Source organism: Roseivirga ehrenbergii (genome assembly GCF_001593005.1).
Taxonomy (GTDB): Bacteria; Bacteroidota; Bacteroidia; order Cytophagales; family Cyclobacteriaceae; genus Roseivirga; species Roseivirga ehrenbergii.
Genome location: NZ_LQZQ01000023.1, coordinates 175333 through 201909, shown reverse-complemented (window position 1 = coordinate 201909; position 26577 = coordinate 175333). Strand labels below are relative to the sequence as shown.

The 26577-nt window shown below is 40.0% G+C and carries 22 protein-coding genes; 19 read left to right on the top strand and 3 right to left on the bottom strand.

Annotation, left to right across the window (positions count from 1 at the left end):
* Positions 1-15: 15 nt before the first annotated feature.
* On the top strand, positions 16-855 hold the full coding sequence (locus tag MB14_RS09965) for a hypothetical protein (protein WP_062591404.1): 840 nt from the start codon (positions 16-18) through the stop codon (positions 853-855).
* Positions 852-1478: a class I SAM-dependent methyltransferase gene (locus tag MB14_RS09960; protein ID WP_062591403.1), complete on the top strand. Its 627-nt coding sequence runs from the start codon at positions 852-854 to the stop codon at positions 1476-1478. Before MB14_RS09965 ends, MB14_RS09960 begins: the two co-directional genes overlap by 4 nt.
* Here the strand turns inward: MB14_RS09960 and MB14_RS09955 are convergent.
* Complete coding sequence (locus MB14_RS09955) at positions 1459-6978, bottom strand: DUF8202 domain-containing protein (RefSeq protein ID WP_132644130.1); 5520 nt, start codon at positions 6976-6978, stop codon at positions 1459-1461. The genes MB14_RS09960 and MB14_RS09955 overlap by 20 nt on opposite strands.
* A gap of 309 nt (positions 6979-7287) precedes the next feature.
* Between MB14_RS09955 and MB14_RS09950 the strand changes: the two genes are divergently transcribed.
* The 10 genes from MB14_RS09950 (at position 7288) to MB14_RS09905 (ending at position 18150) form a co-directional block, all read left to right on the top strand.
* Positions 7288-8145 carry a geranylgeranylglycerol-phosphate geranylgeranyltransferase gene (locus MB14_RS09950; RefSeq protein WP_246032644.1) on the top strand — a complete coding sequence of 286 codons (858 nt, stop codon included), beginning with the start codon at positions 7288-7290 and terminating at the stop codon, positions 8143-8145.
* Positions 8142-8720 carry a phosphoribosylglycinamide formyltransferase gene (gene purN, locus MB14_RS09945; protein WP_062591401.1) on the top strand — a complete coding sequence of 193 codons (579 nt, stop codon included), beginning with the start codon at positions 8142-8144 and terminating at the stop codon, positions 8718-8720. Before MB14_RS09950 ends, purN begins: the two co-directional genes overlap by 4 nt.
* Before the next feature lie 38 nt (positions 8721-8758).
* Positions 8759-10288 carry a bifunctional phosphoribosylaminoimidazolecarboxamide formyltransferase/IMP cyclohydrolase gene (gene purH, locus MB14_RS09940; protein WP_062591400.1) on the top strand — a complete coding sequence of 510 codons (1530 nt, stop codon included), beginning with the start codon at positions 8759-8761 and terminating at the stop codon, positions 10286-10288.
* Between the two features lie 78 nt (positions 10289-10366).
* Complete coding sequence (locus MB14_RS09935) at positions 10367-11395, top strand: rod shape-determining protein (RefSeq protein WP_062591399.1); 1029 nt, start codon at positions 10367-10369, stop codon at positions 11393-11395.
* A gap of 6 nt (positions 11396-11401) precedes the next feature.
* On the top strand, positions 11402-12256 hold the full coding sequence (mreC, locus tag MB14_RS09930) for a rod shape-determining protein MreC (protein WP_062591398.1): 855 nt from the start codon (positions 11402-11404) through the stop codon (positions 12254-12256).
* The gene (mreD, locus tag MB14_RS09925) at positions 12249-12764 is read left to right on the top strand and encodes a rod shape-determining protein MreD (RefSeq protein WP_053222306.1); all 516 of its coding nucleotides are present in this window, start codon (positions 12249-12251) and stop codon (positions 12762-12764) included. The genes mreC and mreD overlap by 8 nt, the downstream gene beginning before the upstream one ends.
* Complete coding sequence (locus tag MB14_RS09920) at positions 12764-14644, top strand: penicillin-binding transpeptidase domain-containing protein (RefSeq protein WP_084376037.1); 1881 nt, start codon at positions 12764-12766, stop codon at positions 14642-14644. Before mreD ends, MB14_RS09920 begins: the two co-directional genes overlap by 1 nt.
* A complete protein-coding gene (gene rodA, locus MB14_RS09915; protein ID WP_062591397.1) occupies positions 14641-15912 on the top strand; it encodes a rod shape-determining protein RodA in 1272 nt (423 codons plus the stop codon). The genes MB14_RS09920 and rodA overlap by 4 nt, the downstream gene beginning before the upstream one ends.
* A gap of 90 nt (positions 15913-16002) precedes the next feature.
* The gene (locus MB14_RS09910) at positions 16003-16491 is read left to right on the top strand and encodes an asparaginase domain-containing protein (protein WP_062591396.1); all 489 of its coding nucleotides are present in this window, start codon (positions 16003-16005) and stop codon (positions 16489-16491) included.
* 30 nt (positions 16492-16521) lie between these two features.
* Entirely contained in the window at positions 16522-18150 is a 1629-nt protein-coding gene (locus tag MB14_RS09905) for a S8 family peptidase (RefSeq protein WP_062591395.1), read from the top strand.
* Between the two features lie 68 nt (positions 18151-18218).
* On the opposite strand, the gene MB14_RS09900 is transcribed toward MB14_RS09905, so the two are convergent.
* Entirely contained in the window at positions 18219-18611 is a 393-nt protein-coding gene (locus MB14_RS09900) for a DUF6249 domain-containing protein (RefSeq protein ID WP_062591394.1), read from the bottom strand.
* Positions 18612-18769: 158 nt separating this feature from the next.
* On the opposite strand from MB14_RS09900, the gene MB14_RS09895 reads away from it, so the two are divergent.
* The 3 genes from MB14_RS09895 (at position 18770) to MB14_RS09885 (ending at position 20549) form a co-directional block, all read left to right on the top strand.
* Positions 18770-19360 carry an RNA polymerase sigma factor gene (locus tag MB14_RS09895; RefSeq protein WP_062591393.1) on the top strand — a complete coding sequence of 197 codons (591 nt, stop codon included), beginning with the start codon at positions 18770-18772 and terminating at the stop codon, positions 19358-19360.
* Positions 19357-19746, top strand: a complete 390-nt coding sequence (locus MB14_RS09890) for a hypothetical protein (protein WP_062591392.1) — start codon at positions 19357-19359, stop codon at positions 19744-19746. The genes MB14_RS09895 and MB14_RS09890 overlap by 4 nt, the downstream gene beginning before the upstream one ends.
* A gap of 77 nt (positions 19747-19823) precedes the next feature.
* Positions 19824-20549 carry a carboxypeptidase-like regulatory domain-containing protein gene (locus MB14_RS09885; protein WP_062591391.1) on the top strand — a complete coding sequence of 242 codons (726 nt, stop codon included), beginning with the start codon at positions 19824-19826 and terminating at the stop codon, positions 20547-20549.
* 140 nt (positions 20550-20689) lie between these two features.
* Here the strand turns inward: MB14_RS09885 and MB14_RS09880 are convergent, their stop codons facing one another.
* Positions 20690-21316 (bottom strand): arylesterase, encoded by a 627-nt coding sequence (locus MB14_RS09880; RefSeq protein WP_062591390.1) that lies wholly within the window; start codon positions 21314-21316, stop codon positions 20690-20692.
* A 79-nt stretch (positions 21317-21395) separates the two neighbouring features.
* On the opposite strand from MB14_RS09880, the gene MB14_RS09875 reads away from it, so the two are divergent.
* The 4 genes from MB14_RS09875 (at position 21396) to MB14_RS09865 (ending at position 26573) form a co-directional block, all read left to right on the top strand.
* Positions 21396-22097: an ABC transporter ATP-binding protein gene (locus MB14_RS09875; protein ID WP_062591389.1), complete on the top strand. Its 702-nt coding sequence runs from the start codon at positions 21396-21398 to the stop codon at positions 22095-22097.
* Positions 22098-22106: 9 nt separating this feature from the next.
* Positions 22107-24674: an ABC transporter permease gene (locus MB14_RS09870; RefSeq protein ID WP_246032646.1), complete on the top strand. Its 2568-nt coding sequence runs from the start codon at positions 22107-22109 to the stop codon at positions 24672-24674.
* Entirely contained in the window at positions 24671-24832 is a 162-nt protein-coding gene (locus MB14_RS18950) for a hypothetical protein (protein WP_157716570.1), read from the top strand. Before MB14_RS09870 ends, MB14_RS18950 begins: the two co-directional genes overlap by 4 nt.
* A 154-nt stretch (positions 24833-24986) precedes the next feature.
* A complete protein-coding gene (locus tag MB14_RS09865) occupies positions 24987-26573 on the top strand; it encodes an amidohydrolase family protein (protein WP_062591453.1) in 1587 nt (528 codons plus the stop codon).
* Positions 26574-26577 lie beyond the last annotated feature (4 nt).

Here is a 26577-nt window from a genome sequence, read left to right as displayed (position 1 = left end):
ATTTGATCTATCGCTATGAGAAAGCTTTTGATCCTTATTCAGAACCTTAGTATTGACGTTACGGCTGGAGCAATAATTTCTAGTCTGTACGTGGCCAAGTTGTTCGGTGTAAGGTTAGAAGAGTCAATGCTCATAGGCTTAGGAGTGGCGATTTGGCTTATTTATACCGTAGACCATCTTTTTGATGCCAAGAAAAGCATTGGAGATTCAAGCAATCAACGTCATGCTTTCCATCAAAAATACTTCAAGCCAATTGCCTCTGTTGCGTTCATTGTTTTTCTAGTAGGAGCGTTTAATCTATATTATTTGCCGTGGGCTACTACTAAGCTAGGCTTGATTTTAGCGCTGTTGGTCGCGATTTACATTGGCTCCCTGCATTTACTTAAGCTCAACAAGACTTGGCACAAAGAGTTTTTGGCGGCCATTATCTACAGCTTTGGAGTTTTTGTTGCGCCTCTCAGTTTATTGGAACACTGGGATGTTTTCGTGTTTTATGTTTTTGTGGTGTTTTTTCTCATTGTACTTACCAATCTACTTGTATTTCCATTGTTTGAATATGAGAGTGACCGAAATGACAATAATCAATCTATCGTGACGCTTTATGGAAAACCGTTTGTTAGAAAGTTAACCACTGTCATTCTAGTGCTTAATCTGTTGTTGGTCGTTTGCGGAATGATTTACCTCAACCCCGTGATGACAGGTGCTCGCTGGTTAAGTTCAGAGTATATATTGTTTATGATGACTTTGGTTTTGGCCGCGCTTTCAATGTTTCCAAACTTTTTTCAGCGAAATGACCGTTACAGATTGGTGGGAGATGGTATCTTCTTTTTCCCTTTGATTTACCTTTTGCTGTGAAGAATAATTTCAACCTTATCGCCCCAGTATATGACGGCTTGGCTAAAGTTGTTTTTGGGAAAAAGCTAAAGCAGATTCAAACTCATTTTTTACCCGTGATTCCCGAAAATGCTAATGTTTTAATCATGGGCGGAGGCACGGGATGGATTATCAACGAACTATTCAATACGGGTTTTAAAGGGAAACTTACTTATGTAGAAGCCTCTGAGAAGATGATCTCCCTGTCAAAAAAGAACGGCTCTTTCAATGACTCTGTGCACTTTATTCATGGCGAAGAAAGCGCACTTCCTACCGAGAGAAAATATGATGTAATTATCACCAACTTCTTTCTCGATGTCTTTTCCGAGGCTAGGTTAGATGAAGTAATGGTTCAGCTTTCTGAGCGACTCAATAACGATGGAATATGGATTTGTTCAGACTTCCAGAATACTGGTCGATTTAGTCATCAGTTGTTGCTGTGGCTTATGTTTAAGTTTTTCAGAGTGACAGCAAAGCTAGAGTCAAGATCACTGATGAACTTTGAACATAAGTTCAAAAAAATAGGCCATTCAAAAAGTGAAAATTTCACTTTAATGAATGGCCTAATATTCTCGTCAGTATATACTAGCGAACAATCACTTTAAAGGTTTGTCGCTCTTTAGTAGCTTTATCGGTTAGTGTAATCATATGCAAGCCTTTGCTCAGTCCTGAGGTTTCCAGAGTAATGCTTCCAGCTTCAGGATTTAGTATGGCAGATTGACTATTGATAAGCACGCCCGATGCTGAAATTAGCTGAACAAGTACTTCGCTTTCTACCTCAACACCGTATTGTATGGTAATCAAATCTCCTCGATTTACCGGATTCGGGAATACGTTGAAGGTTTGAGTTATGCTCGCTTTTTCTACAAAGACTCTTTTGATTTCAGAAACCGTAGACACTCCATTGAAATCGGTTTGTCTTAAGCGGTAGAAGTTGTTACCTGATTTAGGTGTTTTGTCTAGGTAGAAATAATTGTTTACACCCTGACTGTTGCCTGCACCTACGAGTGTACTAATACCTTCAAAGTCTTCACCGTTAGTGCTTCTTTCAATAGTAAAGTAAGCGTTATTGGTTTCGTCTGCGGTGCTCCAGTCCAATCTAACATAATCCTCATTGGTTTTTTGAGCATCAAAGGATAGCAGTGTAATAGGTAGCGAAGCCGCTTGTAAAGAGCCTAAAGTGAAATACTGAGTATCATTTAAGTTTACCGCGAAGGTTACCGTTTTTTCTGTTGCATTGATCGATGATGGAGCCACCAAGGTTACTCCTGAAGTGAAGTCCCCATCATTATCTACCATTAATCTCACTTGGTTTAGGTTGTTTGTACCAACACCGTTTGGTCCCATAATATCGGCCAGATCGAAGGTTAGATTTACGGTTCCTACGGTACCTGTTTCTTGTACGTACCATTCTCTAAATAGTCGTCCACTTACCTGAGAAGAGTTATATTCTGTATTGCCTTCTTCTCTAGTTCCAGTTTTAGCTACATTATCATTTCCCCAAATTAGGAATGAATTGTCGGTAGTAAATGATCCCGCCATTTCCATAGTTACAATAGCATCATCATTTTCACTTTTTGACTTCCATTGTTGGAAACATGAGTCGTCATCGCGGCCTATACCAGCAATATCGTTATTGTAAACTGTCTGCTCTGACCAGTCCCACGTGATGGTACCAGCAGACGATAAATAGTCTTCAGTAGCAGTTCCACCAGCGTTTCTTGTAATACCGTATTTAACTGCCAAATAGGATTCAACTCTTTGCCTTTCGTTGTCTGTCAGATCATCTGAGAAAACCAGTACTTCAGCAATTCTACCGCTGAACTGCGAAGCTACGTTTGCGTCATCGTGGTTTCCTATTCCGAAAGAACCAGGACCGGTAAGCGAAGTGTTGGTAGAAGTTCCTGAACCAACATTAGCAGAGTTAATATACAGCTGAATAGATCCTGCAGAGGTTAATCTTCTACGAGTACCAGTAGCAATAAATGGTTCAAAGTTGTTATATACTGGGCCAGATGCACTCCTCACGTTCAGCGTTGAGTTATTGGCGGCATTCATATGAACCCTGCCACCAGAAATTCCTAACCCGTAATCTGCCGATCCACCAGAATCACCGCCTCCAATAATAGCAGGGGCATCTTCAAAATTGTTGGTTGAACCGCCTGTTTGACCAGTTTCAAATACCGCTATTAATGTAAAATCTTCCGACACGTTGTTTCCACCAGAAGTTTCCATAAAGGAAGCGTTGGTTGAGTTAGGGTCGCTGAAATTAATTGCTGGGTTAAAATTGATTTGGTTATTTTGATATTTTGGTTCTACCGGTGCTCCTCCGCCCAAGTTGATTTCATTGGCATTTCTACCGATTGGGCTTTGGTCTGTCCAAGTATTAAGGTCAGTGTTATTAGTGGTTGTACCAGTTCCGTCATCAGCCCTTAACCATAGTGCTAAGTCGGTTGTCACTCCACCAGGGCCACAAGTTTCTCTCGCTGTTCCTAGTGTAAAGTAGTCTCCATCTGCAAAATTCACATTGTTAAATGTAAGCACATTGCCATTAAATGTGCCTCCAGAAATAGTTGAACCACTGGCCATTGTTGAAGAAGAAGATACAATCAATTGGAAATCGGAGGCATTAGATGAATAACCTAAACCTGTCAGATCGAAAGAAACAGATGTATTTCCAACGGTCCCTGACTCATCTACTCTCCAAATACGTTCCATTCTTTCGGTTACGTTACCAGGAACATCGCCAGTATTTGCGTTGGCTTGGTCGGCATTATCTCCATCATTTCCCCATATCAAGAAAGAGTTATCGGTAGTAAAACTATTTGGATTAGAAGCATTGTCTGTAAAAATCCCGCCATTTCCGATGGTAACTATTGAACCTAAGTTCTGGCTCTTGGATTGTTTTTGCTGTAAACATGAGCCATCATCTCGGCCAATTCCAGCAATGTCTCTATTATATGTACTGTTTGTAGTCGCGTTCCAAACAGTAGTTCCAGATGAGTTGACGTAGTTTTGAGGAGAGTTTTGATTTAATGTAATACCGTATTTTATAGATAGATATGATTGAATTCGGTTATGTTCTGCATCTGAAGGGCGAGCCGAGAATGATATAACTTCTGCTATTTGTCCGTCAAAAGTATCGTCAGTAAAGGTATTAGCGTCTAGGTTACCACCTATTCTGTAAGCCACGTTGGTAGAGGTTAAGAATGTTCCACTTTGTAGATTTACCTGATTTATACCATTTACAAACATTTCTGTATTGTTATTAGCTGCATTGTTTTTCACCCCAAATAGCATGGTTTGGTTATTATTAATCCCACCAAATGCTGCGAAGTTCGTTCCTCTTCTCCAACGGGTACCGGTTCCACCAATGGAATGAGAGAATACCTCATTGGTTATAGCTGAAGTTACGCTACCAAAAAGTAGACTCCCAAATTGATTTGTGGCTGTGCCAGGTACTGCAAATTCTACGATTGTTTCTTGTCCAGATGAGTTATTATAAGTTTGATCTGTATTCAGCACTATATAATAGGCACTCGAATTAAAACCAGCACTTCCGGAAATTTCTTCGGTATTAGCCGCATCAAAATTAAGCGCAGGGTTAAAGTTGATGGAATTACTCTCATAATTTGGTTCATCGCCAGAGGCTGCGGTGGCGTTATTACTACCTGCCTGATCGAACCAAGTGCTTACATTGCCTCCATTCGTGGTTGAGCTTGGCCCAACATCAGCTTTAAGCCATAGGGTGAGATTTGAACTTACTTCGCCAGGGGCACAGTCGATAAATCCAGTACCGAGTGTAAAGTATTGACCATTAGAAAGGTTGACATTATTAAAGGTAATTGTGTTTCCAGAGATAAGGCCTCCTGTTATTACTGAACCAGAGGAAAAATCTCCATTGGAGCTATTTCCTGCTACTAACAGACTGTAATCAGCGGCCGCTGGGCTACCAGAAATAGTAAGTTCATCAAGGTCAAAGGAAATGGAATTGTTTCCTGTTTCTCCCGTTTCTCCAACGCGCCAAACACGTTCCACACGTTGCGAAATTAGTGGTGGAACATCGGTAGTTTCTGTGTCAGTATCAGCCCCACCATCATTTCCCCAAATAAACCAAGAATTATTAGAGGTTATGCTTCCACCATTGTCTACCGTTACAACGGAGTTGTTGTTTTCGCTTCTTGATTTAACCTGCTCAAATGCAGAGTTATCGTCTCTTCCTATACCTGCAATGTCTTTATTATACTCCAAAAAACCGCCAATGGAGGCAGCAGAGGTGGTGTTGAAGATGACAGTACCCTCAGAGTTTACATAATTAAGAGGAGTAGATTGATCGAGGGTAATTCCGTATTTGATCGCTAGGTAACTTTCTATCCTGTTGCGTTGTGTAAGTGGGAATGCACCAGGTTCATTACAGTAAATGAGTTCCGAAATTTCTCCGTAAAATGAATTGCCGTTGCTATCGGAGCCATCGTCAAACCTTGTGTTACCATCTGAACCTCCAAACTGAATTCCTCCAGTGTGGTTATAAAGTAGTCCCACGTTACTGAACGAACCAAAACTTTGCCCATTGAGGTAGGCTGTAATGTTACCAGTTCCGGATGAGTTTCCGTTTTCTTCTAGCGTAACAATATACTCTGTGTTTGTGGTAACCGCGGTGTTTACAGTAGTAACGTTTCCGCTATTATTCCATGGTGCCCCAGCGCCATCATTGGCTCGGTTCCAGACCGTGAGGTGAAGGAAGCCATTACGGAGGTATATGTTGATTCCCCTTGTATTTCCTCCTTGCTCAAAAAGTACTTGTCTCGTGTTAATGTCGCTGGTACTCGTTCTGAAAGCCAAGTTGATACCTTTCCGTGTATATGGGCCACCCGTGTTAAAGCCCGCATTATTTGCTATATCGAGACTATTGTTTCCGTTACCAAAATCTGCTGTAGGGTTAAAATTAATACTGCTTGAAGTACTTCTATACACCACTGTTCCAGTGCTTGAAGTAGCGTCATTATCGCCAACCCATTGGTCTTGCCAGTCAGACAAAGTACTGCCATCTGTTGCGGTTGTAACGCCTACATTGGCTTTCAACCAAGTGGTAAGAGCTGCTTTATAACCTCCAGGACCAACGGCTGGAGTTAAGCAATCATCAGAAGATACTGCTGCCGAAACCCCAGCTACTAAATCCAAACCTGAGTTTAGTGCAGTTGTATTAGTAGGGAAAGTATTAATGTCGGTTAAAGTATGGTCGGTAGCATTGGTATCGAATGCAAAGATTGAATAGCCATATACTACTTGGTTGGCCGAAATACCAAGTTCAGTAAAAGAAACACCAACACCCTGAATGGTTTGGGCTGACTGCCCTGCAATAGTACCGATGTTTATAAGTGGCAATGGGTCTTGCCCTACGGTTTGTCTTCTTAATATAAGATAGTTATTAAAACTATTTCCTGTACCAGGCCAATCCGAATCCTCAATATTAACCATAGAACTATATGCTGATGGATTACCACTACCATCAAGTGCAGTAATGGCAGCAATCTTTATTTCATCATTTCCTCCTCGTTCAATAACAGGAAATACAGCATTATCTGGTTCGCAAGTTACGATTCCAGTATACCAGATTACATCAACACGTTCAATTTGAGCTTGAATACTACCACTGGCTTCATCATCTGTATTTACCAAAATATTGTCGTAACCAGTAATCAAACTTCCAGTTTGGTAGATTGCATCAGCATCGTCTACTTCTAGACCGTCAAGACTAACAGTATTAGTTGTAAGGTTATTAAGCGTGTACCAAATGTTTACAAATCGCCCACCATCAGTTCTTTGAATAATTAATGTATCGGGTTGTAAAAAGTTATTATAGGAGGAGCCACCTATGGTGTAGCCATTTAATATAAAGTCGTTACCAGTTCCATAATTTACTGTGTAAGAAGTTGAAGCATTGATGTTGTTGCTGGCATCGCTAGGAGCAGTGGCCGTATAGGAAGTGTTAGCTGGGTTTACGGTAGTAGTGCTGTATGCCGTGATAGCTGTCTGACCAAAAAGTATTTGGTTTGAGCACACAAATAGACATAAAACAAGGAATACCTTGAGCAGTTTTGGCATTAAAGCGACATGTTTAGGTGAACACAGCATATGAAATCTTGCTATTTGTTAGGTATTATAAAACCAAGACAAAAGCCTTAGTCATTTACACTTAACAAAACAGTGCCAAGAATCCACTTCTTGCTGATAGAACAAAAATGTTGGTTTTTTTATTATAAAACAATAATAATTCAAAGGAATTTATCTTCAGTTTGGAAATGATTTCCCAATTTGAGACTGTTATTTTTTCAGGTTGTTTTAATGAATTTCGGATGATTTTAATATTGTAGCTAAGCGAACAAGCTTACCTTTATCACGTAATAGGGTTTAATGTTCATTTCTACAATGTCGAACCACTTTTCTGTATTTAAATACCTCAAAATGGTGAGAGCGTTGAACCTCATTATCGTAGGTTTAACCCAGTATTTCACTGCTATTTTTTTATTGCATAAGGGGCTTAGTTGGCATCTGTTAAATGATGAAAAGTTTTTTTTGCTCGTTCTCTCTACGGTTATTATCACCAGTGCAGGCTATCTCATAAATGATTATTATGATGTTAAAATAGACTATGTCAATAGACCTGAAAGAGTGATTGTGGGCAGAACCTTAAAAAGGAGGTGGATAATTATTGCGCACACGATCTTTAATTTTTTAGGAATTGGTATTGGGTTCTATATTTCTCCGACCATTGGTGTTATTAATTTTATTGCAGCTTTTCTTCTTTGGCTTTACTCAAATCAGCTTAAGAGATTACCCTTTATCGGAAATTTCACCATTGCTATTCTTACGGGAACTTCATTGTTTTTAGTCGGTCAGTATTTTCAAGAGCGAGAATATTTGGTTTTATGCTACGCTATCTTTGCGGGGTTCATAACACTAATTCGAGAGATTATTAAGGATATGGAAGACCTGAAAGGAGACGAAAAATTTGGCTGCAAAACCCTTCCAATTGTTTTAGGAATTGCCAAAACTAAGCAGATTATTTACGGAATTATTTTGATCTTTTGTACAGTAGTATTCCTTCTGATGAGTTCCATAAATATTGTTTTCCCCATCACACTTTCAGTTATTATGATTTTCCTCATCTTTGAACTTTTAAAGGCTGATAAGATCAAGGACTACGGTAATCTTAGCACATTTTGTAAAGTTATTATGCTGATGGGTGTAATCAGTATGGTTTGGATATGAATAAAAAACGAATAGCAATTTTTGCCTCAGGCAGCGGTACCAATGCCCAAAAGGTTTTTGAGTATTTTGAAAATCATAATGAGGCAGAAGTTGTGTTGCTTTTGTGCAATAAAAAAGGGGCAGGAGTTCTGGAGCGGGCGAAGCGTTTTGGTGTTCCTACTTTCAATTTTTCACGAGAGGAATTTTATAATACTCAATCGGTATTGGATAGGCTAAGGAAAGATAAAGTCGATGCTTTAGTTTTAGCGGGTTTTATGTGGTTGATTCCGACCTATTTGGTAGAGGCTTTCCCAAATAAAATTGTAAATATTCATCCCGCCTTATTGCCAAAATTTGGTGGTAAGGGCATGTATGGAATGCATGTGCACGAAGCTGTGAAAGCAGCTCGAGAATCGGAAACGGGCATTACCATACATTTGGTAAATGAACATTATGACGAAGGTTCTATTTTGGCTCAGTTTTCGTGTCGTATCGAACCAAACGACTCGCCTGATGAAATTGCGAGAAAGGTTCAGGTACTGGAACATGAAAATTATGCAAAAGTGATTGAGAATCTAGTTCTTAATAAGTTCTAAAATGCCTAGTTTTGCGACTTAATTAAAAGCCAACCTACATGTCAAAGGTTAAAATCCAATCTGCATTAATTTCTGTTTTTCATAAAGACAACTTAGCTCCAATTGTAAAGAAATTAGGGGCTTTAGGCGTTCAAATTTACTCTACAGGGGGTACTCAAACTTTTATCGAAGAATTAGGTGTTCCGGTTACCGCTGTTGAAGACTTAACGAGTTATCCGTCAATTTTCGGTGGTCGAGTAAAAACACTTCACCCTAAGGTTTTTGGTGGCATTTTACACAGAAGAGATAATGCTGGAGATTTAGATCAGGCAAAAGAATTCGAAATCCCTTCAATTGATTTGGTGATCGTAGATTTATATCCTTTCGAAGCTACTGTAGCTTCAGGAGCACCAGAGCAAGATATTATAGAGAAGATAGATATTGGCGGAATTTCATTGATTAGAGCAGCTGCCAAGAATTTCAAAGATGTAGTAATAGTTTCGTCAAGAAACCAATACCCCACTTTAGAAAAGCTACTTGAAGATAAAAATGGAAGTACAGACCTTTCTGATAGAAAAGCATTTGCTGCGCAGGCTTTTGACGTGTCGTCTCATTATGACACAGCTATTTTCAACTACTTTAATCAAGATGAAGCACTTGAAAGATTTAAGGTAAGCGAAACTGAAGGTCAGACATTGCGCTATGGAGAAAACCCGCATCAAAAAGGGCAGTTCTTTGGTCCGCTTGATGAACTTTTTGAAAAACTAAACGGTAAAGAACTTTCCTACAATAACTTGGTAGATGTAGATGCTGCTGTAAGTTTGATCGAGGAGTTTTCAGAAGATGAAAAGGCTTTCGCTATTTTAAAACATACCAATGCCTGTGGCGTTGCAATTGGCGACACCGTTAAAGAGGCTTACTTAAAGGCTTTCGCGGCTGATACGGTAAGCGCTTTCGGAGGCGTGTTAGTTAGCAACCAACCAATTGACTTGGCTACGGCCGAAGAATTGAATTCTCTTTTCTTTGAAGTATTGATTGCCCCAGCGTTCGATGCCGATGCTTTGGAATTGCTGAAAGGCAAGAAGAACAGAATTTTATTGGTTAAAAAGCAGCCATTGAATACCACAAAACAATTCAAGAGTTTATTGAATGGCGTTATTGTTCAGGATAGAGATTTAGTAACTGATCAAATTTCTGGCTTTAAACAAGTAACTAAAAAAGCTACCACAGAAGCTGAGAATTTGGCATTAGCTTTTGCTAGCAAAATCTGCAAGCATACTAAGTCTAACACTATCATTTTAGCAAAAGACGGACAAATGCTTTCTAGTGGAGTGGGCCAAACCTCAAGGGTAGATGCTTTAAAACAAGCCATAGAAAAAGCAAAAACTTTTGGTTTTGACTTGAATGGAGCTGTAATGGCTTCAGATGCTTTCTTCCCATTCCCAGATTGTGTTGAAATTGCAAAGGGTGAAGGAATTGTTGCTGTAATTCAACCGGGTGGATCAATTAAGGACGATCTCTCAATTGATTATTGCGACAAAAACAGCATGGCGATGGTGTTTACAGGCACTCGCCATTTTAAACATTAAAAGAATTTTTCAACCCTTAGATAATTGCGAGTAATTCGTAACTTTCAAGGATATAAAATATAGGAGACAAGACTGAATATGGGCTTTTTCGACTTTCTGACAAGTGATATTGCAATTGACTTGGGTACAGCAAACACCCTGATCATACATAAAGATAAAATCGTTGTAGACGAACCGTCTATTATTGCCATCGACCGAAACACAAATAAGGTGTTGGCCATTGGTAAAGACGCGATGAACATGCACGAAAAAACGCATGAAAACATCAAAACCATTCGCCCTTTGAAGGACGGTGTAATTGCCGATTTCGAGGCTGCCGAGCTGATGATCAAAGGAATGATCAAAATGATTGACTTAAAGCGAAGAAGCTTTATGCCATCATCGCACCGAATGGTGATTTGTATTCCTTCTGGAATTACGGAAGTAGAAAAAAGGGCTGTTCGAGATTCAGCCGAACATGCGAATGCCAAAGAGGTATACATGATTTACGAACCAATTGCTGCGGCCATTGGTACAGGAATTAAGATTGACGAGCCAATGGGCTCAATGATTGTAGATATTGGGGGTGGTACAACCGAAATTGCGGTAATCGCCCTTTCTGGAATTGTTTGCGACCAGTCTATCAGAGTAGCAGGAGATACCTTTACCAAGGATATTCTTGACTATATGAGAAGACAGCACAACCTTTTGATTGGAGAACGATCTGCCGAAAAGGTGAAAATTGCCATTGGATCAGCCTTGACAGAATTAGACGATGCACCAGACGATTACGAAATCCGAGGTCGTGATTTAATGACCGGTATTCCGAAGGTGATTAAAATTTCATATTCTGAAATTGCTTTCGCGCTAGATAAATCAGTTTCTAAAATTGAGGAAGCTGTATTGAAAGCCCTTGAAATTTCACCGCCAGAACTTTCTGCCGATATTTATGATCGTGGTATTCACCTCACGGGTGGTGGAGCAATGCTGAAAGGTTTGGATAGACGTTTGGCCTTGAAAACCAAACTCCCAATTCATATTGCAGAGGATCCGTTAAGAGCGGTAGTACGCGGAACAGGTGAGGCCTTGAAGAACATTGATCGATATAGAGCGGTGTTAATGACTTGATAATGAATGGGTCAGTTATTTTCTTTTCTTTATAAGTACCGAGCGTTTTTTACATTTCTAACACTGGAGTTGCTATGTATTTGGATGATTGTTCAGAACAACAATTACCAAAGGGCAGCCTACTTCAGTGCAGCCTCTGGCTTTGTTGGAAATATCAATGAAAGAACGAATAATATCAGCGATTACTTTAGTTTGAAAAAGGTGAATAGTGATTTGGCCGAAGAAAACGCCAGGTTGCGAACGCTGTTGTTACAGCTAACAGAAACGCCATTAGATTCGCTTAAAACCTTTAATATAGATACCGATACTACCGATGCGGTACATTACAGACTAATTGCTGCCGAAATAGTAGATAATTCCGTTCGCTTAAGTCATAACTTCTTTAAAATAAATAAAGGAAGTAATGATGGCATTAAGACAGGCATGGGTGTGATTAGTCAGAAGGGGGTAGTGGGTAAAATTAGAACGGTATCTAAAAACTACTCTAGCGGTATTTCGCTACTGAATTCCAGAAATCAAGTTTCGGCTAAACTTAAGAACTCAAACAGAACGGCCACTATTCAGTGGGATGGTGATGGGCGTAACCCAAGGGTAGCAAAACTCTTATATATTACTAGAGAAGATAATGTTCAGGTTGGAGACACTGTTGTGACTTCTAGCTTTAATGCTGTTTACCCAAAGGACATTATGATTGGAACTGTGGCTAGCGTTAAGCCCGACCCTAATCAGCGCGATCTAGAAATCGAAGTATCCTTAAGCGTGGACTTTGGAACACTCGCCTATGTGTATGTTATAGAGAATATATATAAGGAGGAAGAAGACTCAGTTTCTTTAAACAACCCTGTAGACTTTAATGAGTAGAAACCTGATCATATTGACAGTTACAGCAATCCTGCTGATGATTTTTCAGGTACTAATTCTGAAATACTTTGTGATTTTCGGTATTGGGTTTTGCTTTCTATACCTCATGTTTTTGCTATTCCTACCTTTAGAAATTGGCTTTGCCTCGGCTATGATCATTGGTTTAATTGCAGGCCTGATTGTCGATTTATTTTATAATACGCTTGGTATTCATGCTTTTGCTTGCGTTCTGATAACGTTTCTTCGTCCTTATTGGATGAAATGGAATAAGCCTAGAAGTGGATATGAAGTCAATGATTTGCCCATGATTACCAATTACGGTCTTGGCTGGTTTGTTATCTACGCGCTACCTTTAATCTTTATTCATGCTTTAACCGTATTCTTAATTGAATCAGGAGGAAACCAGTTGGTAGGGATTTCAATTCTTAAATCTGCCGTTACGGCTCTTATCTCACTGGTTTTTATGATCGCTATTCAGTATCTTTTTTACTCTAAGGCGAAGCGGTAATGTGGGACAACAGAAGGTATATAATACAAGGTGCGTTTGTTTTGATTGGATTAGTTTTTCTGATCAAGTTGTTTGCTATTCAGGTATTAGATAAAGATTACAGAACCAAGGCCGAGCGGAACATTATTCAACCCATTGTTCAATACCCTTTTCGCGGCCTTATTTACGATAGAAATAAACAACTCATAGTTTATAACGAACCCGTCTACGACCTCATGGTCGTTCCAAAAGATGTTGCTATTGCCGATACCACCGAGTTTTGCGAGCTCTTGGGAATAGAAAGAGAAGTTTTTTTGGAGAACATGAAAACCGCGAGGACGTATTCGCAAGTGAAACCCTCTGTATTTCTAAAGAAAATATCGCATGAGGAATACGGTAAAATTCAAGATCTACTTTATAAATACAGCGGTTTTTTTGTAAACCCAAGAACAGTAAGAGGCTACACCAGTCCAGTGTTGGCCAACGAGCTTGGTTACACAGGTGAAATTAGCAGACGTCAATTAGACAGAGACACTACTGGTTATTACAGATCAGGCGATAATATTGGAATTACGGGTTTAGAAGAGCAATATGAAAGACTCTTAAGTGGTAAACGAGGGGTAAGCTATAAGCAAGTAAATGTAAGAGGAATTGAAAAGGGATCCTTTAAAGATGGAGCGCTCGACACCGTCTCTGTACCCGGAACAAACCTAATCACCACTATTGATTTAGAATTACAGACCTATGCTGAAAAACTACTTAAAGGCAAAACAGGGAGTATTGTTGCTATAGACCCTTCCACAGGAGAAGTATTGGTAATGGCTACCGCTCCCACTTATGAGCCAAAAATGTTGTCGGGAAGGGAGTTTGGTAAAAACTACGGAAAAATAGCATCAGACAGTGCTAAACTTTTATTCAATAGAGCACATATGGCCACTTACCCTGCGGGCTCGGTATTTAAAACGGTTCAGGCACTTATCGCTTTAGATGAAGGAGTGATTAAACCGAATGAACAAATCTATGTTGATTTAAGTGGAATTGGCGACCACGCCCCAGCAGGCTATTATGATGTAGCCAGAGGTATTGAAAAGTCTTCTAACAACTATTTTCTTGAAGTAATGAGGAGACTAGTAGTTCAAAGAAAGAGCCCTAATTATATCGCTGATTCAAGAATAGGTCTAGCGCTGTGGGCAGATGCCGTAAAGAAATTTGGTTTTGGTGCTCCGTTGGGTATCGACATCCCCGGAGAGGCTTCTGGCCTAATTCCCGATGTTGATTATTACGATAAGATTTATGTAAACAAGAACTGGGGCTATAGCACGGTTCAATCTTTATCAATAGGTCAAGGAGAAATATTGGTTACTCCATTACAAGTGGCTAATCTAGCTGCTATTATCGCCAACCGTGGCTATTACATACAGCCGCATTTAGTAAAAGGTTTTGAAAAGGATGGAGTGGTTACTTTAAAGCAATTTGAAAAGAAGTATACAGGAAAAGGCTCCGATTATTACCCTGCTATTATTGAGGGAATGAAACGTTCGGCCATAGGTACTTATAGAGCACCTATTAAGGATATTGTTATTGCTAGTAAAACCGGAACGGCCGAAAATGGAGCGAAGGATGAAAGTTTAGACCACTCAGTATTTATGGCTTTCGCACCAGTAGATGACCCAAAAATTGCCATTGCGGTGTATATCGAAAATGCAGGTTGGGGCGGACGAGCCGCAGCTACCACCGCCAGTCTTGTAATGGAAATGTACCTTAAGGGTTATATAGAAAAGGACTGGAGAAACCGCGAAGAATTCGTGTTAAAGGGTGACTTCTTAGACGAAGAACAGAAAAGAGAAATAGAAAGAAAGAAACAGGAAAAGGCTAGAAAGATTGCCTTAGAGCAACAGTGAGAAGAAGAGACTCCATATTAAAAAACCTAGATTGGCCCATTGTTTTCCTGTACATCATTCTTGTGGTGATGGGCTGGTTCAATATTTTCGCATCGGTTTACGACCCTGAAACGGCTTTTAATATTTTCGATGTAAGTCTGAGTTCAGGCCGACAGCTTTTATTCATTGGCGGCTCGGTAATACTTATTATTGTCATCCTACTGATGGATTTTCGTATTTACGAATCTTTTGCACCTTATCTCTATGCACTATTTATCCTTTTGCTGATGGCAGTTTTAGTCTTTGGAGCTAAAATTAACGGAGCAAGAGCTTGGTTCGACTTAGGTATTTTTCGTTTACAGCCTTCAGAATTTACCAAGTTGGCCACTGCACTTTTGCTGGCTAGGTATATTTCTAACAATAACGTTAAGCTTACCGAATTCAAACATCAGTTGACGGCCTTCTTCATCATCTTTTTACCGGTTGGATTTATAATGCTTCAGCCAGATTTGGGCTCATCATTAGTGTACTTTGCTTTTGTTCTTCCGCTTTTTAGAGAAGGCTTGCCTGCTATTTATTTAATAGTAGCAGGTTCATTTGCATTGCTTGGGGTGCTTACACTTTTATTACCCATCACTACTATAGCTATCATAGTTCTAATCGTAGGTATTATTTGGATAATGGCTACTTCACGATCGGTTTCCAATATTGTAATTACCTCGCTGTTGATTCTTCTCAGTGTGGGCTTCTCCTATGGCTTCGGGTATGCTTTTGAAAATCTTGTGCCGAAATATCAAAAGGATAGAATCCTTGTCATCTTCGATTCCAATTCGGTAGATCCTTTAGGCGCGGGTTATAATTTAAATCAATCCAAAATTGCCATTGGCTCTGGTGGCTTTTCTGGCAAAGGTTTTTTAGAAGGAACACAAACCAAATACGGTTACGTACCAGAACAAAGCACCGATTTTATTTTTAGTACATTGGCCGAAGAGCACGGTTGGCTCGGAAGTTCACTTGTAATTGCCTTGTTCGTTATTTTGATGATTAGAATTACCATCATTGCAGAAAGGCAGAAGTTTAAGTTTGCGCGCTTTTATGGCTATTCCGTTGCCGCAATTATTTTCTTCCATTTCACCATTAATATCGCCATGACCATCGGCCTATTTCCTGTGGTGGGTATTCCGCTGCCCTTCTTTAGCTATGGAGGCTCATCCCTTTGGTCATTCACTATAATGCTTTTTGTGCTCCTTAAAATGGACATGCACAGAACTCAGGTGCTTTCGAGGTGATTGATTTTCAAGTGAAATACTTTATCAAGACATCCTAATTCCTTCTTATCTCTTCTAGCAAACCAATCAAAAATCTCTTAGCTTTCTTTTATGAAAGTACTGTTTATACAAGTGGGAGGCACTATAGATAAAGACTATCCAAAGCTGAATAATGGTTATGCATTTGAGATAGGTGAGCCTGCCATTTCGCGAATTCTAGAACGGAATCTTCTAGGCTTTGACTATGAAATTGTAAGCCTTATGAAAAAGGACAGTCTTGATATGACCGATCAAGACAGAAGCGAGATTCGAGACTATTGTCTAAAGTCCGAAAACTCAAAAATTGTCATTACCCATGGGTCGGATACGCTGGTTGAAACGGCCAAAGTGATTGGTCAGATAAAAGGAAAAACCATTATACTTACAGCAGCGTATAGGCCTGAAAGATTTTCGAATTCCGATGCAGATTTTAATGTAGGCGTGGCGGTTGGCGGCCTCAATAATATATTAGAGGGCACGTTTATTGCCATGAATGGCCTGCTGATTTCCCCTGACCAATGTTATAAAAATGAAAAAACGGGAAGGTTTCAGCAGCGCTAATACTATATTTAAAAACTAGAAAATATACAGATGAAAAAACATACAATATGGGTGATACTCTTGTTGGTATCGCTTTCAAGCTTTGCCCAGCAAGGGCTTTTACAAACACCTCCAAAAAACTGGTTCAACCTTGATCCAGTCGAAAATAAAGTGAATGGGGTGAGTACCGAAAAGGCCTATGAATTATTAAAAGGTAAAACCTCCCAAAAAGTAATCGTTGCGGTAATCGACTCAGGTATTGATATCGAACACGAAGACCTTAAAGATGTGATTTGGACCAATCCAGGCGAAATCCCAAATAACGGAATTGACGATGATAACAATGGCTACATAGACGATGTACACGGCTGGAATTTCATTGGAGGAAAAGATGGCCGTAACGTGGGTAAGGACAGCTATGAAGTAACTAGGTACTATAAAATTCTGAGTGAAAAGTACGAAGGTAAAGAGCTTAAAGACATTGATAAAAAGGACAAGGAAGAGTTTATTACTTGGCAAAAAGTAAAAAGTGAATTTGAAGAAGCCTATACCAAAGCACAAATGGAGTTTGAGCAGTATGGAAGTTTAGCACGCCAAATTGAGCGATTTAACAAACTGTTTGAAGCCTATATGGATGTTGAGGAAGTAACAGTTGCAACCTTATCCGAAATCGAGTCGGATGATGCGGTAATTGACTTAGGAAAAAACTACATGACTCAAATATTGCAATCCATTGATGAAGAAATGTCGTTGGATAGCCTATTGGTTTTAATCAATATGGATTTAGCTGAAATGGAAGCTAGTGCGAAGTATTCTTATGGTTTAGAATATGATGCAAGAGAAATAGTGGGCGATGACCCAAATAACCTTGCTGAAAAAGGCTATGGAAACAACGATGTTATTGGTAAAGGAACCGACAATTTTCATGGAACTCATGTGGCTGGAATTATTGCAGCTTCAAGAGGAAATGGCATTGGAACCGATGGCGTAGCAAAGAATGTAAGTATTATGGCACTTAGGGCTGTGCCCGATGGTGATGAGCGTGATAAGGATGTTGCAAACGCTATCCGTTATGCGGTAGATAACGGAGCAAAAATTATCAACATGAGTTTTGGGAAGGGTTATTCTCCCAATCTTCAGTATGTATATGATGCCATAGAATATGCCAATTCAAAGGGCGTTTTATTGGTACACGCAGCAGGAAATAGTGGAGAAGACATTGATGAGGCTAACAATTACCCGAACGACAAATTCGGAAAGAAAGGAGATTGGGCCAATTGGATTGAAGTAGGAGCTTCATCTTGGGGTGCCGGAGATGAATACGTGGGAAGCTTTAGTAACTACGGAGACAAAACCGTTGATTTATTTGCTCCTGGTGTGGCCATTTATTCTACTGCTCCTGAAAATTCGTATCAAGATGCGCAAGGAACGAGTATGGCATCACCAGTAACGGCCGGAGTTGCAGCGATGCTACTTTCATATTTTCCTGATTTGAATGCTGAACAGCTGAAAGAAATTTTGATGAGTTCCGTTCGTAAACTGGATGGAATTAAAGTAACCAAACCCGGAACATTTGATCAAGAAGTGAATTTCTCAAAGCTGTCCAAATCGGGCGGGATTATTAATGCTTATGAAGCCGTGAAAATGGCCGAGTCTATGAGTATGGGGAAGAAGAAATAAACGTTGACCTCTAAATGTAAAAGGCCCCTTGAACTAAGTTCAAGGGGCCTTTTGTGTTATTAGTTATCTTAGTTTTTCTTCTCAAGGATCAATTTTCTATGCAAAAAGAAGGAGGAAATAAAGCCTACGCCTAACATTAGGAAGATGGTGAAAAAGTAAGCGCCTGGATGGTCATTTGATCTATAGCGATCGAATTGAACATTTGACTCACTCATATTGGTGAGCAAGTTGTCCAATACGTATCCTAATCCGATTCCTAACGATAAACATACGAGAAGAGAGCCTAGTATTATAGTAAAAAAGAGGTTTCTCTTTTTCGGTTCTGTCTGAAATAAACTCGCATCAGCTCCTTTTTCTATTAACATAGCACGTTCCCTATGTCGTGTGAGTAAATGGAAAAATATCAAACCAGCTATGCTGAGGATGGCTATGATAAAAAATATTCCAACTATTTCATTCATGATTTCTGTGTTTAAATTTTCAATACTTACTCTTATAGATGCGCTTTCTGAAATTTAGGTTACACCCAGTTCCAAAGTTTAATTTTTAACTTGGTTCGAAAACGTATCTCTAAACTTTAATGTAACCTCAAACCTCGCCTTGTAGTCAAACATAAAAAATGAAACCTCAAAATGAACGATATGCAATGGAGCTAATCATCGCGAAAGTAAAAAAAGGCGATGTTGCGGCTTTCAATGTGTTGGTTGATGAGCACAAAGCAATGGCTTTTACGCTGGCTTTGCGTTTGTTAAAGTCGAGGGAAGATGCGGAGGAGGTAACACAAGATTCATTTCTAAAAGCCTATAAAAATATAGGTCAGTTTAAAGAAGAAGCTAAGTTTTCCACTTGGCTGTATACTATTGTGTACAATACCGCTTTAACTTCATTGCGAAAGAAAAAGCTAAAGACCACGGAAATTGATGACTTATCTTCTGAAAACTTGCTTCAGCTGAGTGAGCCAGATTCAGAATGGAGAAGGCTTCAAAAGGAAGAAAGATCGGGTTATATTCAATTGGCTTTGACGCAACTTTCTAACGATGATCAGATAGCGATTACGTTGTTTTACCTCAATGAAAATTCGCTTCAAGAAATTTGTGAGATTACGAACTGGGAGCTTTCAAATGTTAAAGTTAGATTGCACCGGGCCAGAAAAAGATTACTGAGTGCCTTAGAGCATTTATTGGACAAAGAGGTGAGAGAATTATTATGAAAGAGTTCGATCTATCAGATAAGGAGTTAAAGGAGTTATTACAAATGGAAGGTTTGGAAGAACCTTCTATGGGGTTTAACCGGTCCTTGCTCGAAAAAGTAGAGCAGTACGAAAAAACTAAAATTCGACCAGTTCATATTCCAAAATGGATCAAAGCAGCTTATTTTTCAGTTATCATTGTCGCGCTAGGTTTTCTTTTATTATCCAAAAAGGATATTGACTTAGAAGGGCTTGGACTATCAAAAATTACGGAGCTTTTTACTTTTAACATCGATCTGTCTTTGTTATTGCTGGGATTACTTAGCGTGGTGGTAGTTTGGATGGCCGTTCTTTTAAACCGTTACTTCAAGCACCAAGAGCTAGAAAGGGCGGTTAAAAAAAGTTAAATACCAATTTTAGCTTAGGGTTATCTATCAATCAAACGTTACTTTGTAACGTGTTCAAAACCATCACCATCTTATGTATGTTTCTCTTGTGCTTTGGTCTTCGCGCTCAGCAGCAAGAAAACTATGTATTGAAAGGTCAACTGGTGGAAAAATCCACACTGGAGCCAATATCGTTTGCAACGGTTTTGGTAGTGAACCGAAAAAAGGGAGTAGCTACCGATAATGAAGGGAAGTTTGAATTTCCAGTACAACTTAACGATAGCATAAAAATCACTTCAATTGGTTATGAACCCGTGACTTTTACCATTACAGCCTCTTTGATGGAGACTCACCCCGAAGGGCTATTTATTCAATTGGAAGAAGGAACCTATTTGCTAGATTCAGTGGTGGTTACCGGTTTTGCTAAAGACTTTTATCTTAATCGTCCTGAGCGTGTACCCATGGATTTGGGTTTTGTAGACCCGAACGCACCCAAAACGGATTGGTCGAAACCACAGATGGAGACCTTGGAGCAAGGAGGTGTTGGTATTTCTGGCTTACTCAATTTTTTAGATAGAAAATTTATGGAGAAGCGGAAGTTGAATGTACTGTTGGCCGCTCAAGAAAAAGAGAAAACGCAGAAAGAAGCCGTTGAGGCTAAATTCAATAAGGAGTTCGTAAAATTTGTTACGCGAATAGACGATCGTGTGATTGATGAGTTTATGGAGTTCTGCAACTTCTACGATATCGAAATCCTTCGTGCTTCAGAATACCAACTAGCACAAAAAGTACTGAACAAGTACGATGCTTTTTTAAGACGTTGACAGCCATTTTTTTCAGTGTTGAATTGTCGATAATTTATATGTCTATAGTTTTAACCACAAAGGGTACAGAAATTCACGAAGCCCACTAAGGATGAATAAATCGGAGAATGAAATAGCAAATCAAATTATTGGTTATACCTCTACTTCACATACTTCTCCAAATACATCCACACGGTTTCTGCTACAATTTTATGCCCCGCACGGTTAGGATGAATTCCGTCCGATTGATTTAAATCTTCTTCCCCGCCTACGTTTTCAAGTAGAAAGGGAATTAAATCTACTTTCTTGTCTTTCGCTACTTTGGCAAAAACCTTACGGAATGATTCAGTGTATTCCTGTCCCAGATTAGGCGGAATCTGCATGCCTGCCAAAAGGATTTTAGTGCTCGGTTTGGCTTGGCGCACTTTGTCGATCATGGCTTTCAAGTTGGCTTCTGTTTCTTGAATACTTAAGCCACGAAGACCATCGTTTCCGCCCAATTCTAATACAAAAATATCGGGCTTTCCTTGTAGTATCCAGTCAATTCTGTCTAAACCACCAGCCGAAGCTTCACCACTTAAACCAGCATTGATTACCTCATAATTCAGCCCCAAAGAATCTATCTTTTTCTGAATAAGGTTGGGGAAGGCTTCCTCCAAGCTTATACCATAACCAGCTGTAATACTGTCACCAAAAAAGATGATTTTTTTCTTTTCTTGACTGTTTGGGCTGAGCCAAAACGTAAGCATAAAAGTTAAAATACTGAGGATCGGAAGTTTTGAAATCATATGTTTCTACACTTAATTGAAGGATCATTAAACATTCGGGCGATAATTTCGTCTTGTTTGTCTACATCCCTATTACTACATGGCAAGTATACTTAAGGTTCAAGACCTAACGAAAACTTACAAAAGCGGTTCTAAAAATTTAACCGTGCTCAAAAATGTAAATTTTGAAATTGAAAAAGGCACAAGTTTCTCTATAGTTGGACCTTCGGGTAGTGGAAAAACTACTTTGCTTGGACTTTGTGCTGGCCTCGACAGGGCCTCATCGGGCAAAGTGGTGCTGAATGGACATGCCTTGGAAACGCTCAATGAAGACCAAAGGGCGGCTGTTCGTAATCAGAATGTTGGTTTTGTATTTCAAAATTTTCAATTGCTACCCACACTTACCGCGCTCGAAAATGTGATGGTACCAATGGAGTTGCGAAAGGAAAAAAATATCAGAGCACGTTCGTTAGAATTACTCGACCGTGTAGGTTTGGCCGATAGACATGACCATTACCCAACACAGCTTTCGGGGGGGGAACAACAGCGTATTTCAATTGCTAGGGCTTTTTCAAATCAACCTGAAATCCTATTTGCCGATGAACCTACAGGGAATTTGGATGAAGAAACTTCTGAAAAAGTAGAAGAGCTGCTCTTCAGTTTAAATAAAGAAGCGGGCACCACCTTAATTTTGGTAACGCATGATTTAGAGCTGGCCAATAAGACCAATCGAATCATTAGAATTAAAGGCGGACAAGTGGTTTTTGATTCGGAATTGGCGAATACCGAAACCTCAATTTGATTGTTTTAGATGAGCATTAATTCAAATAATTTTCAGTCGAATTCTTCTGCCAAATGGTTATTTCTAATGGCTTGGCGCGATGCGCGAAAAAGTAAGTCGAGGCTTTTTCTATTCATTTCATCCATCATTCTTGGTATTGCCGCTTTGGTGGCGATTAACTCTTTCAGCGAAAATTTAAAAGACGATATCAACGGCCAAGCAAAAGAATTGCTCGGTGCGGATCTAGAATTAAGTGCTAACAAAGATGATTTCAGTTATCCATTTCTTGATACGCTGGATTATGAAGTTTCATCTGAAAACAGCTTTGCCTCCATGGTGTACTTCCCTAAAAACCAAGGCAGTCGACTGGTAGATGTTAGGGCTTTAGAAGGTGCATTTCCTTTTTACGGAGTGATTGAGTCTAACCCTGCTTCAGCCGCTCAATCATTTAGAGATGGACAAGCGAAAGCTTTGGTAGACCAAAGTGTTTTGGTGCAGTATGATGTTCAAGTAGGCGATTCCGTCCGAATTGGTAAGGTCACCTTTTTGATTGAAGGCGCCTTGATCAGTTCACCATCACAGTCTATGGCCGCTACTTTGGTAGCCCCTGCGGTGTATATTCCTATGAAATATGTGGAGGCTACGGGGCTGATTCAGAAAGGGAGTCGTGTTCAATACAGGAAGTTCTACAAGTTGAACGATCTAGATCCTGAATTTGACCTAGATGAACAGCTAAGAACCGACCGAGAGTATCTGCGTACCGAAGGAATTCGTGGCGATACGGTAGAGGAAAGAAAGCGAGACACAGGCCGTACTTTCGAAGACTTGAGCAGCTTCTTGAATTTGGTGGCTTTTGTGGCCTTACTCTTGGGTTGCGTAGGTGTAGCCAGCGCGGTACATATTTACATAAAAGAAAAAATCAGAACCGTGGCGATTCTTCGCTGCCTTGGCGCTAAAGGGAGAGATACCTTTTTAATCTACCTTATTCAAATTGGAGTCATTGGGCTGATAGGTGCAACGATTGGTGCCTTTTCAGGAACACTTTTACAAACCATCTTACCAAAAGTATTTGCAGATTTTCTACCAGTAGAAGTCAACTTCAGTATTTCTTGGCCTTCTATTTTAGGAGGCATTGCTACGGGGCTTGTCGTGTCTATCCTTTTTGCGCTTACGCCACTTTTAGCAATCAGAAAGGCATCGCCATTACTTACCTTAAGGAACACGCCTGATGGAGAAAACGGTGCAAGAGATCCACTGAGGTGGTTGGTTTTTGGCGGAATCTTCATTTTCATTTTTGGCTTTGCTTATTTACAAATCGGAGACCTCTCGAACAGTTTTGTGTTTACCATTTCGGTATTAATGGCATTTGGGTTTTTAGTGCTCATCGCTCGTTTGGCCATGTGGGCAGTGAAGAAATTCTTCCCAACGGGCTGGAGTTACCTTTGGCGACAGAGTTTGGCCAATTTATATAGACCGAATAACCAAACTACGATATTGATTGCCTCCATTGGTTTGGGTACAGCGCTGATTACCACCCTCTATTTTATTCAGGGTTTACTGATCAGTCAGGTAGAAATTACCACCGATGCAGGCCGCCCGAACATGATGCTGTTCGATATTCAATCGTATCAGAAGGATGAAATAGCAGATTTTACCAAAGCACAAGGTTTACCCGTATTGCAGCAAGTGCCTGTAGTAACTATGAGGCTATCAAAAATTAACGGCAATACTTTGGCCGATGTAATGGCCGATTCCACCTTGAATTATCGCTCAGGTGCTTTCAATCGTGAATGGCGAATTACATACCGTGATAGCCTTATTGAGTCAGAGAAATTGGTGGAAGGAGAGTTCAGGACTATGAAAACGAGTACTGATTCTGTTTTTGTGACCATAGAGAAGGGCTATGCCGAAAGTAGCCGAATCAAACTAGGTGACGAACTCATTTGGAATGTGCAGGGAGTTCCGATTACCAGCTATGTGGGTGGCTTTAGAGAAATTGATTGGGAAAGAGTACAGACAAATTTCTTGGTGCTTTTCCCCGAAGGAGTTTTAGAAAAAGCACCGCAGTTTCATGTGTTGATTACAAGGGTTAAATCCACTGAAGAAGGAGCGCTTTATCAACGCGATATTGTCAAGAAATACCCGAATGTTTCCGTAATCGACATTGGTTTGATTCTGACCACAGTGGATGAAATCTTAGGTAAAATCTCGTTTGTCATCCGCTTTATGGCCTTGTTTAGTATTGTTACTGGGCTATTGGTTTTAATTGGCTCGGTAATTCTGAGCAAATTTCAACGCATCAGAGAAAGCATTTTGTTAAGAACTTTAGGTGGAAGTAAACGTCAAATCTTGACCATTAATAGCCTTGAATATTTTGTGTTGGGCAGTTTGGCTTCGCTTTCAGGAATTATGTTGGCTTTACTGGGTAGCTGGGCTTTGGCCTACTTTACTTTCGAAACGTCTTTCGTACCAAACGTGCTTCCAGTATTATTGGTTTATGTTTCCATTACTTCATTAACGGTTTTGATTGGGTTGCTGAACAGCCGAGGTATTTTAAGCAAATCCCCGCTAGAAGTGCTTAGGAGTGAAATTCAATGATCGGATTAATATTTCATTTAACCGATGTATTCCCTTTTCGTATTTTTTTGAAAATGACTATGATTGAAGGTACTTTAAAAGACGGCAAGTTTGCAGGTAAATGGAAACAGTCTGGTCAGACTTTCGACATGAACCTCGAGAAAAAGGAAAAGAAATAATAAGCACAAACGAGTAACATATGAAAAGCCTTACAGTGAAAGCTGTAAGGCTTTCTGTTTTTATTAGCTCCTTATTCCTGCTCCGCGAAAATAAGCAGCGTTGTGTTCTGATGGGGAAATAATTATCTTCTGCACTAATTCAACCTTAATGACCATGAAAAAACATTTCTTAAGGGCAATTGCCTCCCTTTTTTTACTCACCTTAGTCGTTCACCTGCAAGCGCAAGTAGAAAAAGCGCCCAACCGCAGCGAAGGCGAAGGGCCTTTCGAAAGGCTTATTATACGCGGAGTTACGCTAATAAATGGCAATGGAGCTCCCCCCACTGGTCCAGTAGATATTGTGGTGGAAAAGAATATCATCAAGGGCATTTATAATGTAGGTTACCCAGGCCTAGAAATCCGTGAACAAGACCGCCCGAAAGTAGGGCCAAAGGATCAAGTAATGGACTTGGAAGGTATGTACCTAATGCCGGGTTTCGTAGATATGCACGGCCATATAGGCGGGTCTGCACAAGGTACGCCAGCAGAATATGTGTTTAAACTTTGGTTGGCACACGGCATTACCACAATTCGCGATCCTTCTACAGGCAATGGTCTTCAGTGGGTTTTAGATCAGAAAGAAAAGAGTAATCAAAATACCATTACTGCGCCTAGAATTTTGGCCTACACAGGTTTTGGCCAAGGAGCAAAAGAACCAATTTCAACACCAGAAATGGCCAGAGAATGGGTAAGGCAAAATAAAGCCAAAGGAGCAGACGGTATTAAGTTTTTTGGGGCTGCCCCTGAAATTATGCAGGCCGCTTTGGAAGAAAATAAGAAGCTAGGCTTAAGGTCCGCTATGCATCATGCACAAATGGACGTAGTGCGTTGGAATGTGCTAAATTCTGCCCGAGCAGGATTGACTTCAATGGAGCACTGGTACGGCTTGCCTGAAGCGCTATTCACAGACAGAAGGGTTCAGAATTATAGCTTAGACTATAACTACAGAAATGAACAAGACCGTTTTGGGGAAGCAGGTAAACTCTGGGCACAGGCAGCACCTCCTTTTTCAGATCACTGGAACAGCGTGATGAACGAATTGATTGAGCTGGATTTCACTTTAGATCCCACCTTCAATATTTATGAAGCCAGCCGTGATTTAATGCGTGCTTATACAGCCGAATGGCACCAAGAATATACACTTCCTTCGCTTTGGGAATTCTATCGCCCGAGCAAAAGGTCGCATGGGTCTTATTGGTTCTATTGGGGAACGGAAGAAGAAGTGGCGTGGAAAGAAAACTATCGCCTTTGGATGACTTTTGTGAATGAATACAAAAACCGTGGCGGCCGAGTAACTGCGGGTTCCGATTCTGGGTTTATCTTCCAGTTGTATGGTTTCGCTTATATCCGTGAGTTAGAATTGCTTCGCGAAGCAGGATTCCATCCACTTGAGGTTATTATGTCCGCTACTTTGAACGGGGCAGAAGCCTTGGGAATGGCCGATAAAATTGGGACGGTTGAAGTAGGCAAGTTTGCAGATTTTGTAATTGTAGAAGAAAATCCTTTACAAAATTTAAAAGTGCTTTACGGTACAGGAGCATTAAAACTGAATGATGACAATGAACTTGTTCGTGTTGGGGGAGTTCGTTATACGGTGAAAGATGGAATAGTGTATGATGCCAAAAAGCTTCTGGAAGACGTGAAGAAAATGGTAGATGAGAAAAAGAACGGAATGACCTTCAAAATGACAGAAAAATACTAAATAT

Bases quoted from the DNA above. Each gene is read 5' to 3' on its own strand.
- MB14_RS09965 (WP_062591404.1), top strand. From the start codon at position 16: ATGAGAAAGCTTTTGATCCTTATTCAGAACCTTAGTATTGACGTTACG.
- MB14_RS09955 (WP_132644130.1), bottom strand. From the start codon at position 6,978: ATGCCAAAACTGCTCAAGGTATTCCTTGTTTTATGTCTATTTGTGTGC.
- MB14_RS09950 (WP_246032644.1), top strand. From the start codon at position 7,288: ATGTTCATTTCTACAATGTCGAACCACTTTTCTGTATTTAAATACCTC.
- purN (WP_062591401.1), top strand. From the start codon at position 8,142: ATGAATAAAAAACGAATAGCAATTTTTGCCTCAGGCAGCGGTACCAAT.
- purH (WP_062591400.1), top strand. From the start codon at position 8,759: ATGTCAAAGGTTAAAATCCAATCTGCATTAATTTCTGTTTTTCATAAA.
- MB14_RS09935 (WP_062591399.1), top strand. From the start codon at position 10,367: ATGGGCTTTTTCGACTTTCTGACAAGTGATATTGCAATTGACTTGGGT.
- mreC (WP_062591398.1), top strand. From the start codon at position 11,402: ATGGGTCAGTTATTTTCTTTTCTTTATAAGTACCGAGCGTTTTTTACA.
- mreD (WP_053222306.1), top strand. From the start codon at position 12,249: ATGAGTAGAAACCTGATCATATTGACAGTTACAGCAATCCTGCTGATG.
- MB14_RS09920 (WP_084376037.1), top strand. From the start codon at position 12,764: ATGTGGGACAACAGAAGGTATATAATACAAGGTGCGTTTGTTTTGATT.
- MB14_RS09910 (WP_062591396.1), top strand. From the start codon at position 16,003: ATGAAAGTACTGTTTATACAAGTGGGAGGCACTATAGATAAAGACTAT.
- MB14_RS09905 (WP_062591395.1), top strand. From the start codon at position 16,522: ATGAAAAAACATACAATATGGGTGATACTCTTGTTGGTATCGCTTTCA.
- MB14_RS09900 (WP_062591394.1), bottom strand. From the start codon at position 18,611: ATGAATGAAATAGTTGGAATATTTTTTATCATAGCCATCCTCAGCATA.
- MB14_RS09895 (WP_062591393.1), top strand. From the start codon at position 18,770: ATGAAACCTCAAAATGAACGATATGCAATGGAGCTAATCATCGCGAAA.
- MB14_RS09890 (WP_062591392.1), top strand. From the start codon at position 19,357: ATGAAAGAGTTCGATCTATCAGATAAGGAGTTAAAGGAGTTATTACAA.
- MB14_RS09885 (WP_062591391.1), top strand. From the start codon at position 19,824: ATGTTTCTCTTGTGCTTTGGTCTTCGCGCTCAGCAGCAAGAAAACTAT.
- MB14_RS09880 (WP_062591390.1), bottom strand. From the start codon at position 21,316: ATGATTTCAAAACTTCCGATCCTCAGTATTTTAACTTTTATGCTTACG.
- MB14_RS09875 (WP_062591389.1), top strand. From the start codon at position 21,396: ATGGCAAGTATACTTAAGGTTCAAGACCTAACGAAAACTTACAAAAGC.
- MB14_RS09870 (WP_246032646.1), top strand. From the start codon at position 22,107: ATGAGCATTAATTCAAATAATTTTCAGTCGAATTCTTCTGCCAAATGG.
- MB14_RS18950 (WP_157716570.1), top strand. From the start codon at position 24,671: ATGATCGGATTAATATTTCATTTAACCGATGTATTCCCTTTTCGTATT.
- MB14_RS09865 (WP_062591453.1), top strand. From the start codon at position 24,987: ATGAAAAAACATTTCTTAAGGGCAATTGCCTCCCTTTTTTTACTCACC.